The organism is Bifidobacterium sp. UTBIF-68 (assembly GCF_006408855.1).
Taxonomy (GTDB): Bacteria; Actinomycetota; Actinomycetes; order Actinomycetales; family Bifidobacteriaceae; genus Bifidobacterium; species Bifidobacterium reuteri.
The window spans coordinates 1-14,063 of sequence record NZ_JFAN01000032.1; the positions used below are offsets into that span (position 1 = coordinate 1).

13 protein-coding genes and 1 pseudogene are annotated in these 14,063 nt (G+C 47.0%); 1 reads left to right on the forward strand and 13 read right to left on the reverse strand.

The features are described 5' to 3' along the window. On the forward strand, positions 1 to 399 hold a 399-nt coding region (locus BW14_RS09390; protein ID WP_219847191.1), incomplete at its 5' end, for an HI0074 family nucleotidyltransferase substrate-binding subunit. A 124-nt stretch (positions 400 to 523) separates the two neighbouring features. Here the strand turns inward: BW14_RS09390 and rfbA are convergent. The 13 genes and pseudogenes from rfbA to BW14_RS09450 all read right to left on the reverse strand — a co-directional run bounded on the left by rfbA (position 524) and on the right by BW14_RS09450 (position 13,880). Then, on the reverse strand, positions 524 to 1,423 hold the full coding sequence (gene rfbA / locus BW14_RS09395; protein WP_140490392.1) for a glucose-1-phosphate thymidylyltransferase RfbA: 900 nt from the start codon (positions 1,421 to 1,423) through the stop codon (positions 524 to 526). Between the two features lie 57 nt (positions 1,424 to 1,480). Next, a pseudogene (locus tag BW14_RS09400) lies at positions 1,481 to 2,566 on the reverse strand (dTDP-4-dehydrorhamnose 3,5-epimerase family protein); the annotation flags it as partial. Positions 2,567 to 2,595: 29 nt separating this feature from the next. Further along, entirely contained in the window at positions 2,596 to 2,922 is a 327-nt protein-coding gene (locus tag BW14_RS09405) for a GNAT family N-acetyltransferase (protein ID WP_140462595.1), read from the reverse strand. 225 nt (positions 2,923 to 3,147) lie between these two features. Continuing rightward, positions 3,148 to 3,306: a hypothetical protein gene (locus BW14_RS12040; protein ID WP_181161736.1), complete on the reverse strand. Its 159-nt coding sequence runs from the start codon at positions 3,304 to 3,306 to the stop codon at positions 3,148 to 3,150. Positions 3,307 to 3,400: 94 nt separating this feature from the next. Next, positions 3,401 to 4,423 carry a dTDP-glucose 4,6-dehydratase gene (gene rfbB / locus BW14_RS09410; RefSeq protein WP_140462594.1) on the reverse strand — a complete coding sequence of 341 codons (1,023 nt, stop codon included), beginning with the start codon at positions 4,421 to 4,423 and terminating at the stop codon, positions 3,401 to 3,403. A 378-nt stretch (positions 4,424 to 4,801) separates the two neighbouring features. Continuing rightward, the gene (locus tag BW14_RS09415) at positions 4,802 to 5,893 is read right to left on the reverse strand and encodes an AbiH family protein (RefSeq protein ID WP_140462593.1); all 1,092 of its coding nucleotides are present in this window, start codon (positions 5,891 to 5,893) and stop codon (positions 4,802 to 4,804) included. A gap of 239 nt (positions 5,894 to 6,132) precedes the next feature. Then, a complete protein-coding gene (locus BW14_RS09420) occupies positions 6,133 to 6,729 on the reverse strand; it encodes a DapH/DapD/GlmU-related protein (protein WP_181161737.1) in 597 nt (198 codons plus the stop codon). Between the two features lie 325 nt (positions 6,730 to 7,054). Then, a complete protein-coding gene (locus tag BW14_RS09425; protein ID WP_258185214.1) occupies positions 7,055 to 8,053 on the reverse strand; it encodes a capsular polysaccharide synthesis protein in 999 nt (332 codons plus the stop codon). Between the two features lie 314 nt (positions 8,054 to 8,367). Further along, positions 8,368 to 9,525 (reverse strand): NAD-dependent epimerase/dehydratase family protein, encoded by a 1,158-nt coding sequence (locus BW14_RS09430; protein ID WP_140462590.1) that lies wholly within the window; start codon positions 9,523 to 9,525, stop codon positions 8,368 to 8,370. A gap of 90 nt (positions 9,526 to 9,615) precedes the next feature. Then, positions 9,616 to 10,125: an acyltransferase gene (locus BW14_RS09435; RefSeq protein WP_140462589.1), complete on the reverse strand. Its 510-nt coding sequence runs from the start codon at positions 10,123 to 10,125 to the stop codon at positions 9,616 to 9,618. A gap of 19 nt (positions 10,126 to 10,144) precedes the next feature. Further along, a complete protein-coding gene (locus BW14_RS09440) occupies positions 10,145 to 11,590 on the reverse strand; it encodes an oligosaccharide flippase family protein (RefSeq protein ID WP_140464732.1) in 1,446 nt (481 codons plus the stop codon). Positions 11,591 to 11,605: 15 nt separating this feature from the next. After that, entirely contained in the window at positions 11,606 to 12,538 is a 933-nt protein-coding gene (locus tag BW14_RS09445; RefSeq protein WP_140490396.1) for a hypothetical protein, read from the reverse strand. Positions 12,539 to 12,542: 4 nt separating this feature from the next. Continuing rightward, complete coding sequence (locus tag BW14_RS09450; protein ID WP_140462586.1) at positions 12,543 to 13,880, reverse strand: hypothetical protein; 1,338 nt, start codon at positions 13,878 to 13,880, stop codon at positions 12,543 to 12,545. Positions 13,881 to 14,063 lie beyond the last annotated feature (183 nt).

Here is a 14,063-nt window from a genome sequence, read left to right on the forward strand (position 1 = left end):
AAAAAATATGAGAACTATGCCTCAGCATTGGATTCCCTGAAACCTGCACCTTTACAGGACCTGAGCAACGACTTCATTCAAAGCGGAATCATCGACAAATTCGAACTTCAGTTTGAACTCGGCTGGAAGCTGCTCAAGGCATTGCTTGCATACGAAGGCGACCCGGTATCCGCATCAGGATCTCCTCGGGACGTCATCAAGACAGCGTACCAATACTATGATTTCATGGACGAGTCCCTCTGGCTTCGCATGCTACGGGATCGCAACGATTCCGCACACATCTATGATGAGGATCGAGCTCAACGACTCGTGCACACCATCATCGACAGCTACATTCCCGAATTCGAACGCGTGGACAGAGGACTAACCGAACGATATGGCACGATGCTCACAGAATAAAGCATCAGACGGCAGAGTTGCCACCTTATTGGCGCGCATAACGAAGGCGGGTGCATCTTAGGCTGCTATACGCCACCCAAGATGTACCCGCCTGAAGAACAGCAGAGTTGAAGCGCGGAATCAATCAGTCGTTGGGAATGACAACAACCTTGCCGTCCGCCACATCCTTGAGGTGCTTGCCGTAAGGGCTCTTGCCGTAGCGCTGGGCGGATTCGAGGAGCTCGTCCTTGCTGATCCAGCCGTTCTCGTAGGCGATCTCCTCCACAATGGCGATGGGCAGGCCCTGCGCGCGCTGCACGGTGCGGACGAACTCGCCGGCCTCGTACAAGGAGTCCATGGTGCCCGTGTCCAGCCAAGCGTAACCACGGCCCAGCGTGCGCACGTTGAGGGTGCCGTCTTCAAGGTACATCTTGTTGAGGTCGGTGATCTCCAGCTCGCCGCGCGCGGAGGGCTTGACCTGCTTGGCGAACTCGGTGACGCGCTCGTCATAGAAGTACAAACCGGTCACAGCGTAATGCGACTTCGGTTCCTTCGGCTTCTCCTCGATGCTCACGGCCTTCTTGTTCTCGTCGAACTCGACCACGCCGTAGCGCTCGGGATCATCGACGTAATAGCCGAAGACGCTTGCGCCTTCACCGTTCTCGGCCTTCTTCACGGCTGCGCGCAGCGTATTGCCGAGGCCGTTGCCGTAGAAGATGTTGTCGCCAAGCACCAGGGCGCAGGGTTCTCCAGCGATGAACTCCTCGCCGAGGATGAACGCCTGGGCAAGTCCGTCGGGGCTCGGCTGCACCTTGTAGCTGAAGTGCACGCCGTAGTGGGAGCCGTCGCCGAGCAGACGCTCGAAGTTCGGCAGGTCCTTCGGCGTGGAAATGATGAGGATGTCACGGATGCCCGCCAGCATGAGCACGCTCAGCGGGTAGTAAATCATCGGCTTGTCGTACACGGGAAGCAGCTGCTTCGACGTGACCGTGGTCAACGGATAGAGACGGGTGCCGGAGCCGCCAGCGAGAATGATGCCTTTCATGATGTCCCTTACTTCTTCTTTCGATACGTATCAACGAACAATACGGCGCTACTACTTCAGATCATATACTCCATATGCCGCATGGGTGTCCAGCAAACGGAATATCTCACATGCAAGACGCTGAGTATCCGCCTGTGCGGATGCACTACAACGCAGGATATAGTGTTCAGGGATGTTAGCGACGGCAATATCGCCCGCTGCTTTGGTCTGCGCGTAGAGGTCCACAGGAGCGATCACGTCATCATCCGTGTTCTGCCCGTATACGCTTTCCGAACTTACCTGCACCAGTGTGATGTGATGTTCTCCTGCTGCACGAGCAAGAAGCGCAGTCCCTTGAGCGTTGGTTCTCCAGGCGCGAGCGACATCGCCGGCATCTTTGCAATCATCAGAAGCCTGTTCTGCGACATTGATGATGGTGCCGTACAGGCTCCAATCGTACCTGTCATAGGCTGTCGGGTCGGAGAAGTCGAACTCGTCGATATCCGTATACTCGAAGCCCTCCAGATTATGCGCCTCCGCATACGCGCGGATAGCATGGCCCAGCTGGCCGTTGCAGCCGGTCACCAGGGTCCTCTTCGGACTCATGGGCTTGGCGTCCCTGAGCATCGGATGATGCAGGTCAGCCTCGCTGCGCTCCGACTCCTCCAACGGGATGGGCCACTGGATGTCCAGCTCCGGATCCGCGAGGTTCACGAACGTGTACGTCTTCTTCTGTTCCAGGCTCCAATGCGCGTTCACCAGATACGTGTACACGGTCCCATCCTGCAACGCCTGGAAGCTGTTGCCCACGCCACGAGGCACATAGATCGCCTTCGACGGGTCCAGACGGGTCGTATACACCTGGCCGAACGACTCCCCCGGCCTGAGGTCCACCCACGCGCCGAAGATCGAACCCGCCGCGATCGAGATGTACTTGTCCCACGGCTCCGCATGGATGCCACGCGTCACGCCCTTCGTCGCATTGAACGAGATGTTGTTCTGCACCGGACCGAAATCCGGCAGACCCAGCTTCAGCATCTTCGCACGCTGCCAGTTCTCCTTGAACCAGCCACGATTATCACCATGCACAGGCAGATCAAACACCAGCAGGCCAGGGATATTCGTCTCCGTGACCCGGAGATCCTTCTCAAACTCAAACGACATAATCACCAATTCCTTTCCTTACCAAAACATCATTTCAACACCCAAACCGCGAACACATTGCCGCGTCGGTCCGGATCGAGCCTTTTCACCGGTTCAAAACCAAAATCATGGAACAGACGGGCACTCCGCTCATTGCGAGTATCGACATAGGCCACGGATTTCGCCTGCACGCCATCCCTCGCCGATTGAGCACGCGCGCATCGTATCGCATCCGCCAACGCATCACGCCCCAGACCCCTACCTTGATATGACGAAGAGACCGCAATGATGGCGACCTCGAACACATCAACCGATTTCCGCGCGACTGCGCAATACGTGGCGATGAGACCCGCACCGGTGACGCCAACCGTATCCAGTTGTCCGAACTCAGATACAAGGCGCTATGACGAATCAGCCGCTGCACCAACAATTCCCAAGGATACGGGTGCAAAGACTCGCCCTTGACCCATCTGCCATCGATCTCACGGTTCGACGGAACCGGCACCGTGCAGGTGAACGACGGGAAACCACGCTCATCGCCCTTACGCACAAAGCGGAAGTCTACGAGCGGGTTTCCGTCCAGCATGGGGAATGCCTCCGAATCAGGCATACAACAAACGGACGGAATCCTCCAGTGATTCCGTTTCCACCGTCCGCAGGTAGTCCATCACATCCTGAGGAAGAGGCGCATCGCACATGCGAAGATAATCACCCTCAGGCGAATTCTCCTCGACCGCATACAAATCAGTCAACGATGCCATCCGTCCTCCTTTCGTCCTTCACAGTGTATCTCTCCACCCGGCTAACGACAAACACGGGAGGCAGTGTATTCCCGCCGCCCGCATCACCCCTGTCTCACTGTCCTCGTTGCTTGTATTTGGCTTCGGTGGCCGCCTTGGCGGGCTCCCACCAGGCGCGGTTGTCCGTATACCATTGGATGGTCCGCTCCAGGCCCTTCTGGAAGTCCGTATGCTTCGGCCTCCAGCCCAATTCGGTCCGCAGCTTGGTCGAGTCGATCGCGTACCGGCGGTCATGGCCCGGACGGTCCCTCACCCAGTCGAAATCATCCGGATCCCTGCCCATCACGGTCAGGATGTCACGCAATACGGTCAGGTTGTTCCTCTCCCCGTTCGCGCCGATCAGATACGTCTCGCCGATGCGCCCCTTGGTCAGGATCGTCCACACACCCGTGGAATGGTCGTCCGTATGGATCCAGTCACGCACGTTCAGGCCGTTGCCGTACAGTTTCGGCTTCAGCCCCTCCAGGATGTTCGTGATCTGACGCGGGATGAACTTCTCCACATGCTGGAACGGGCCGTAATTGTTGCTGCAGTTCGAGATCGTCGCGCGGATGCCGAACGTGCGATGCCAGGCGCGCACCAAGAGGTCCGACGACGCCTTCGTCGACGAATACGGGCTGGACGGATGGTACGGGGTCTCCTCCGTGAACTTCGCCGGATCATCCAAGGCCAGGTCCCCGTACACCTCGTCGGTGGAGACGTGATGGTAGCGCACACCGTACTTGCGGCACGCCTCCAGCAGACGGAACGTGCCCTCCACGTTCGTCTTCAAAAACGGCTCCGGGTTCGCGATCGAATTGTCGTTATGCGACTCCGCCGCGTAATGCACGATCGCGTCATGACCCGGAACCAGCCTATCCAACAGCTCCGCGTCGCAGATGTTCCCATGCACGAACTCCACCCGGTCGCCCAGGATCCCCCTGATGTTCTCCAGATTGCCCGCATACGTCAACGCATCCAACACGGTCACATGCACGTCCGGATGATTCTCGTACACGTAATGCACGAAATTCGAACCGATGAACCCACAACCACCAGTCACAATAATATTCTTCGGAACAAAAACTTCATCAACCATACAAGCTACACTACCAAAACGTCTCGATAGCATCGACATATAACGAAAGCAAACAAAGTCATATTACAACATGCAACCAATAATAGTATTAATGAGTAAACTGACAAACTATTTACCGCCAATAGACTTTGTCTGCATATAATCAACGTGTTAAAGAGAACCGTATCGGTCGGATTGCAGAACTGGAAACAATCAATGTCGAATAAAACTTAATACAGTATGAAAGAAAATGAAAAAACACTAATAAATAGACTTATAAAACATAATCAATCATCATCCATCTAATTATATATTATTATGGCCGCATAGGCTCAATAGCCAAACATCATTGCTTAATAAAAAGGATATGCTTGGATTAATAAAACTCATTGATCACAATCAATATATATCCAAAGCGGTTAAGTAAAGACGATTTTCCATTACCAATTTATGCAACAATGAAAAACCAAGTCCTTTTCTGCTTTCGTAGTGTCTGAACAATTTATAGATATCAGACACTAAGTTACGTTTTAATTTATTTTTATCAGAGGGATAGTAAAAAACTAATATCACATTGGAATCAATCAAATGATTATGGTCAAATATATTCTCAAAATATGAATAATCTGGATCACTCAAGGAATGACCATATACTTTTATATAATCATAATTATTATGAAAAATAGAAGAAAAATTTGAACCATCGAAATATCTGGTAAGAAGCCTCATGGTCTTTGTAAATTGGCATATACTATAATCAGATGAAGAAATATCAGCGATGTCAAAGCCAAAGATTATGTTATCATCTTCAAGTTTGCCATGTATATTTACCAGACTATTGAGTGGATATTTTGAGCCATTTTGCTCAAAATGCAGAGGTCTCGTGTAATTAAATGACAATACATCTGTTTCAACAGGATAGTCAACCGAACACCATGGCCGCTGACGAGCGAGCATATCGTATAAATTTGACGCATTATCCTTATATGCAAGTCCTTCAGCAATTCCTTTAAGATAATCCTTGAAATCCGCCTCCAATCGCCTTAAGTGTTCAAAAAGAAAACCACGGAACTCTGAGATTGAGATATTACGGTACATTTGTATATAATATCGTTCTTCAATATTTGGCTTCACTAAAGGCATCATTTTTCCAAATGTCAATTTGGCTATTTGAATCAAGATTCCGATTTGCTTGTCATCGGTGACCCAGCGCTGAATCGTATATTCGACGTCCACCCAATTATTATTTTCCAACTCTATTGAGAATACTATGTCCCACAAGAAAGGTACTATTGCTGAATTATTCACCGCATTTTGCGCTCTATTAGCATCGATTGACAGTTTACTATGATTCTGCGAATACCTAACCCACGGATAATCTCCTCTCTCTTTTGTTCTGAAATCTAAATAATCAACAAACTTCGATTTAAGACCGCATTGCAGGTCAAATCCATTACCTATTATTATCAATTGTTTTTGCTTATCAAACATGTTCTTTTTCTAAAAAATAACATAATATTTAAGTCAAACCAATCAATGTTATCTATTAAACTACTCGATATAACAATTAACCCTGTATTATGCCTACTCCGAAACAATACGTTATCATGACTGAATCGCTGAGTGAGATGGGATGATTGTTCATCCCATCTCACAACAAGGGCTAAACAATCAGACTACCTCATACGATTACCAGCAATGCCATATATGAGACTGTATGTTACTCCTGTCTACGAATCCAATAGCTTCCGACTGACCCACACACCCGAATCAAAATCATATCTTTTGATCACACGCGCAGGATTCCCCACTGCAATAGAATATGGTGGAATCGACTTAGTTACCACTGAACCGGCACCGATTATAGCTTTTTCTCCGATTTCAACCCCCCCTACTATGATTACGTTATTCCCAATCCAAGCACCACGTCCAATACGGATTCCATCAGTCAATTCAAGTTGATTCATAACATATGAATCAGTGAGAGGAGACTTGCCATGATCGTAATCAATCATGACACAATCGGAAGCAAGCAATGCATCATCTTCAATAATGATGCGGGATGCACACTGTAGGGTTAGATTTCTCGTCACACGCACTCGTTCACAAATGCGAATTTCAGGCTCGTGATCGAATTTCTTTCCATGCGATGAATCCCAGCAGTACAGCCGACAATTATCACCTAAAACAGCCGTATTTGCACAATGAACATACTGGGGAAGACGCAGGTCAAGATTCTTACCTACCTGAATACCTGTCCTTTTGATAAAGTCAGAGCGCATTTTCCATACGCGCAGGGCATTCTTCGTTAGCCTCAAAAAAGACATAACCATTCCTTTTGTTATACTATATTTTTTGTATTTTGTCGCATATAAGCAAGATCGCTTATTATCCAACACCAAACATTAGTCCACTTGCGACTGCACACCATGATCATTATCATTACTGAAACACTGAAACAAATACATCCATACACCACCGAAAGTACCAACATGTCACAATAGGATTCCACGGGCAGCCAGAAGATATCCTGATGTGGAATGTTTATGGATCATCTCATCCATAAATAATGGTGTATTACTGCATACACAGGACGATTACAGAAAATGTTGTGAATTGCACTTCAAAAAAATAGCTCTCATTCTCATGTGGTTATCCCCTGCGCTGTAATGGCAATGATCCATCGAGTAGTTTCCCGTAGAACGTCTGACGACCCTTCACCGTGAGCGGGAAACTCTGTTTCCAGGTTAGCTTGAACAGGGATGTCTGCGACGTTAACGCCTTCCACTGATTGTCTTCGTACGCGTTACCCAATATTTTGTACAAGTCATCACATCGCGGATTATTCGGCTTGATAGCCAGAAACATGTCAGCGATCTCGACGCAATGACGTTGCGCCATGACGATCATGTAGTCGACCATCAGATAGTCCACCATGAAATCATTCGTCTTCCAATACTCGAGGAAAAAGTCGCGGATGGCCCGGAACATCCAACGATGATCCACATCGCATTGCAACGAATACCCTGCGAAATACCCTTGTGCGATGGAACAATGCAGATAATCTGGGCGCTTAATCGACCACACAGGCTCAGCGAACGTCATCTGTTCGAGCGGGCCGGTGCAGAAGAACGTGGAATCCAACCACAGACCACCGTGCTCCGCAAGCAGGGACAACCGCAACAGGTCGGAAAGATTCGTCCTAGTGATGATGCCGGCCTTTTGCTTCTCCTTCACCCACTGGGGGATGTGCACATAGCCTTCGTAGTTCTCATCAGTGATGATAATGACTTCACGATCGCCAGCATTACTTTTGATGGATTCCACGCACCGTTTAACAATCTCGGGAGCCTGATCGAGACCCTGCCACCAGCACATCCAAATCTTGTCTTCAAGAGCGGGGTCACTCTGCGGCATAGGCGCATGGAAGTCATATTCGTCGGCGAAGCGGCCATAGCGCTTCTCGAAGTACTTCATGAGGATCTCGTGCTTGCAAACCAGACGCTTGCGCACCTCCGGAGGCTCCTTGAACCCGTTGCGGTTCATCACCTGAATATCCACTTTGGCTATGAAGGTCTCCAACGCCTCCGGCCATGACGTCAGCCTTGCGATCTCCGCCGTAGATCGGCATTCCTCACTGATGCGATGCATTATTCGTTTGATGTTTGAATGACCTGCGACCATGTTGTGCTCTCCTCTTCTGTGTACAGAATACCGCCTATTCAGCGAATCGTACTAGGTGATTCGGTGATGGAGTTTATTTGCTGTTCTTAATGGAAGCGATAAAGGTAATCGTGGACTTCTAGGCACAATGACGAGGCTTATAAACCATTGCCATTCCACAAAGGAACCTTCACGCCCAAGAATACCAATGACGATTTCCAAAAACACATGGATGAAAAACGTACCAGCTGACATGCGAGTCGGAATTGCCTGCCGAAAAAGACGGCCGGTCATAAACGCGCTCAATGCTGTTTGCGGACGAACATGCCAGCATGTTCCATTTCTTCGAGGGAATGCTCGTAGCCGTTATCGCCCACCGTCTCCGTGCCTACCCACTTGCAGAACGCATTCAGCCCGTCATGCAGGCTGATGGACGGCTCGAATCCGAGCAGGGTGCGGGCCTTGGTGATGTCCGCCTTGTTGTGTGCGATATCGCCGATGCGGAAATCACCGGTGATGTTGATTTCACTGGAGCTTGCATAGGCGTCTTTCAGGATGTTCGCGATGTCAATCACCGAAGTGTTCACGCCACTGCCGAGATTGATGGTTTCCCCGTTGCTCTCCGGATGGGTGAGCGAGGCGGCCACGCCCGCGGCGACGTCCTTCACGTTGACGAAATCACGGCTCTCCAGCCCGTCTTCAAAGATGTTGATGGGCTGGTTGCGCAGCATCCTTGTAGAGAACACCGAGAGAATGCCCGTATAAGGATTGTCAAGGGATTGACCGACGCCGTACACGTTCTGGAAGCGGAACACTGTGTAATCAATGCCGAGTGCCGGACACATTGTGGCGAGCATCTGTTCCTGCGCCAACTTCGTAAACGCGTAGAGGGAACGCGGCTTGGCCGGAGTATCTTCGGTAGTGGCCACCAAAGTGAGTTTGGCACCGCAGGAATCGCAGTACAGGTTGAAGTCACCGGCGAGCATTCGCTCCCCTGTACGGGAGGATGGGTTCACGAATCCGCAGTTAGGGCAGCTGTATTTGCCTTCTCCGTAGACCGAGCGAGAGGAAGACAGCACTATTTTGCTTACAGTGCTGGCCTTGCCTTTCGTAGAGATGGCCTGCAACAGGTTCGAGGTGCCCATGATATTGACCTCGTTATACCGGTTTATTTCGTACATGGACTGTCCGGTACCAGTTTCAGCTGCCAAGTGAATGACATACTCGACACCGTCTATCGCATCCAGCATGGCATTCAAATCGCGCACATCGCCACGAATGAAACGGCACTTGCCTTGGATGGAACGATACAGATACGAGGATTCGGGCTCCCTGCCGTGAATCTGCTCAGACAGGGAGTCCAGCACCGTCACATCCCAATCGCCTTTGCTGTGAAGGCGATTGACGATGGCGGAGCCGATGAATCCTGCACCACCAGTAATAAGAATATTGTGATCCATATCAAACCTCAACTTATAAATTGACTTGAGACACTGGAGGAGAGACTAATCGCTGTATTTTCCATCAGATTAATACATTTATAATAGTTGTTATTCCAGATGATGAAGAACGAATGTCTTTTTCTTATCAGCACTCATCTTTTTTGTGTGCATAAAATCATCCATATGCTTTGCCTTGTAATCATCGATACTCTCGATTACTCGAGCCGGGACACCAACTGCAATGGAATTTGCAGGAATATCATGTGTGACAATAGCTCCACATCCAATTAAGCAATTATCGCCAATAGACACTCCCGGCATAATAATGGCGTTGAAGCCTATGTGAACATTGTTGCCGATATGGATTTTCCCAAATAGATCAACGTCGGATAGCTCAGGATACATGTGGCGAAGCACCCATACGCCTCCATCATGAGTTACGAACTTTACACCGGATGTGATTCTGACATTATCACCGATTTCAATCAGATACGGTTCACTACCGAAATCCCATCCATTCAAAATCTCGCCCCCCTTCCCCAGTTTCAATCCCATTTTCCGATAATGTTCCGCATTCTTCTCTGCACTGCGGAAATGAGTCATTAATTTCTCAAACATAACATATCCTTTTATATATTTAGATGGATTTTCTGATTCTCATATAGAAGAACAAGGATGCGACCATAAGAACAAATGCCGCAACGTATCTAGCAACAGTGAAACGATAAAGTGGAATTGCAATCGCCGAAAGAACAATCATTAACCACTGTATAGCGATAATAATCTTATCGTCATAAACAGTCTCTCGGGTTTTCGTGATGGTGAAATGCAATTTCCTTGATATTCGCATCTGAACATATGACAGGAAAACAAATGCAATCAACATGGAATAAGCAGCAGCTTGATAACCAAACAGAGGAATAAGAATGGCATTAAGGACAATATTGAGTACTGCACCACAAATTGAAGCTATCATAATATATGATGATTTCTTATGATACAGTAGAACATTGGAATACATATTTGAAATTGCATTCTGGAAAATCGCTGCTGAAATTGGCGGCATAATATAAATTGCAGCCATATATTCATCTGTAGCAATAATCTTAACCACCTCAGGAGCCAAAAAAGTTATCAACACACACATTGCAGCGTAAGAAAGCAACAAAAATGAAGAGAGGCTCCTAACTCTCTTCTTACCTTCAGAATCATCTATATTTCGGTATAGAAATGGAATGAATGAAGAGTTAATAGCCGACCACACAATTGCGGAAACCGTACTTACCGAGGATAGTGTGCCATAAATACCAACAGCGGAATTATCGACAAACCATCCAATCATCACACGACCAGAATTATTCAAAATCTGCGTGGCAAACTGGTTTGCAATCAAGGGCACACTCAGAGCAAGAGAAAACTTCCAATACCGCATAACAATAAACTTGCGGCCACGCACCATGATGTATATCCATAGCACAAGAGCAACAACATACAACACAGCATAGTTAGCAAACAATCGCCCCTCAGCAGTCCTCCCGCTCTCACGCATATACAGGACGGCAAGTACAGAAAGAGCAGATGCCAGTATCGCCGATCCAATAGTTACCAAAGTAGCGGCTTTATACTTATACTCATAACGTTGTCTTGCTAGCCAGAATTCTGTAGCAGGCAACAAGAGGAAACCTACCAGCATCAGTAAGATAAGCGACTTATCGAGGCCAAGGATACGGCTCCAAAAATCCGGAGCTACAGAATACACTGCAAAAAAAACAAGAGAGGAAAACGTCGTTAGTGTCAATACCGATGATTCATACCGGTCGCGTTCGTGTTCGTACTCCTTGAGCGCAACCATATATCCACCATAGGTTAACGAAAGGGTCGCTATAACAGTAAGTATCGCTTGCCACGAGTTATATAGATTGACAGTACCCATCTCTGAGGTCGACATGATACGAGTAAAGATAGGTACTGTAACAAACGCCAACCCCTTAGAGAACAAGGAAGCGAACGTATATGCAACAGCCGATTTCGCTCCTGCAGAGGGATGTATATTCCAAATATGTCGTTTACCATGTTTCGCCATTTTAGTTTTTTACCATCACTGTTGGAAACGATCAATCCATGAGCTGACGGAATAATAACGTTTTATCTGTTCATCATATAGATGAAAATCTGATTGCAAGAACATGGTCAACAATTCCTTATCTGGGTTCTGTAAATCAATAACTAATATGTTATTAGGATCATAGAAATCAGCTGACAACAATGCCGTATTGGTCGACACCAACTTTTTATTTAAAAAAATGGCTTCCATAACTCGCATGGAGAAACCATTCTGCCCTTGTTGAGTTATATCTAGAATCGCCTTGCTACGTGAAACCATATCCAGATAATCCATATAATTCACATAAGAGTGCTTTACAGTGAACGGCAAATTATCATGTTGAGCACTATTTTCAACGACAACAAACTCTGGAGTCATTCCTGCACCGGAAATTAGATTGTACAAAGCAAGCATATTTTCTTTACGGTCTTTGAGGAAGCCCAAAAATAAGATATCTGACGTCAGAGGATGAGATAATAGATGAAGATTTTCATCATACATAATTGTATTGAAATGGAACCCATATTGCTTACAGTTGCTATAGTCATACGAATAATACGAAAAACCATACTTCTCACATGATGCGAAATGATCCAAAACGACATGCTCATTGCGAACAATGTTCCATGAATACAAATAGCATCGCGCCGAAGAATTCTTATGCTTGCTGATATTACGCATTAAAGCGTTGTCAAGCCATGCCGCCATATCAAAAACTATGATCTTTGAAAACGATCGTAAATCTTTATACCAGTCCTCGTAGAATAATGAGCTGGCACTAAGATTCAGCTTTCTGAATGATTTCCATGCAATTTGCGATGCACCATGAACCAAACGGAACACGGGAGAAATCACAACATTAGGGAGCTCTAATTGATTAAAAAAATAGAAACTGCGATTGGGAACCAGTATCAGTGTTCTTTCCATTGCATTACCTCTCTATGGCAGAAGAACGTATCGGAACTATAATATTACGTAATCTGCGTGTCTGCGTGGTATGAGCGATTAGTTTCGATTTCTCATTCGAGGCATACACACTGAGGTAAATAGGGAAGAGCATAAGACCTGGATAAAAAAGATATGTTTCACTAATTGTCGAGTTAATAAACATGAATGCAAATACTGCAACGAGTATTTTCCTTGGTTCACGTTGAATCATCGGGTAGAAAATCATTATCATCATTGCTAACCAGAAAAGCACACCATACACAGCTGCATAAGTCGCTATACTCGCTGCAACAGCCGCTGGGTCAAGCGAATCTCGAATTACATAAAATTCATCAAAACCGATGCCAAACGGATCCATGGAAAGAGCCTTCAAACTGGCAATCACCGTAATCAAGCGATACTGCCCAGTGCTATCTGCAAGATCAATACCGCCACCGATATTGCCGCCAAACAGCTTGTGCAACACCTGAACGTAGAGCAAGCTCGACTCTCCACGCAACATATAATCAGAAAACAGCACAATTGCAAGAATGGCGACCAACATCACCAACCTCTGCTTTATCTTACTTGCCCCCAGAACGCTGTCACGTTTAAAGAAATACACCAGCAATATGACCATCATAGAAAGATAACCGGTTGTTGACTGGCATGTAACCAATGTCAATAACACTATGACAATCGCCGTACGATATTGCTTTTCACTGTCAAAGTGAAGTTTATCTTTCCAAAACAATAGGACAAACAAAGCCGCATTCAAAATTATCTGATACACACCTGGTTCAGTGTAGAAACCGCAGTTTCGTGTCGCATGTATCTCTAGATACGAATATAGCCACAGCCCCTTTCCATGCAAAACCGTAGCCCATTCACCGGTTCCCAGATTCTGGGTCCAGTATGATGTCGCTGGCCACACATTTACTAAAGAAGGATTAATGCAAAAAACAGACCAAAACAGCATGCTGACAACGCCAAAAAAACAAACAATTCGCACAAAGCGCGTAAGGAACATACACTTATCTATGCATATTGCGATATACACGACAACCAACATCGCTGTATTAGACAAAAGTGTCAGAGGTCCTACTCCTCCTGTTTTTGCACGGATGATAAGGGTTGCTAACACAAGAAGAATACAAAACAACAGTACATAAACATTTCGGTATTTTGCACTCAATAGCATAAGAAATACATATATGCCTACAACAGCACCATATACTAGAGTGGTATTCAGATAACGTGACATCGCGCTGCTACCGGGAATCAGCAACATCAAATATAACCAAATATATTGGATTATCTTATTCTTCTCTAACCGAATCATTACCACTCCTAAAGATCTAGACAATTTGTACACACGATGTGTCTGTGTACGTATTCAGACACATAATCTGAGTTCTGGCTTCAGTAATCAGCATTTTGAAAGAAGTCAGCCATTTTGCCATTTTAGTTATCTGCGGAGCATACTGTAAGTTCTCGTTTTATGTGTTGACGGTAATGTGTTGTA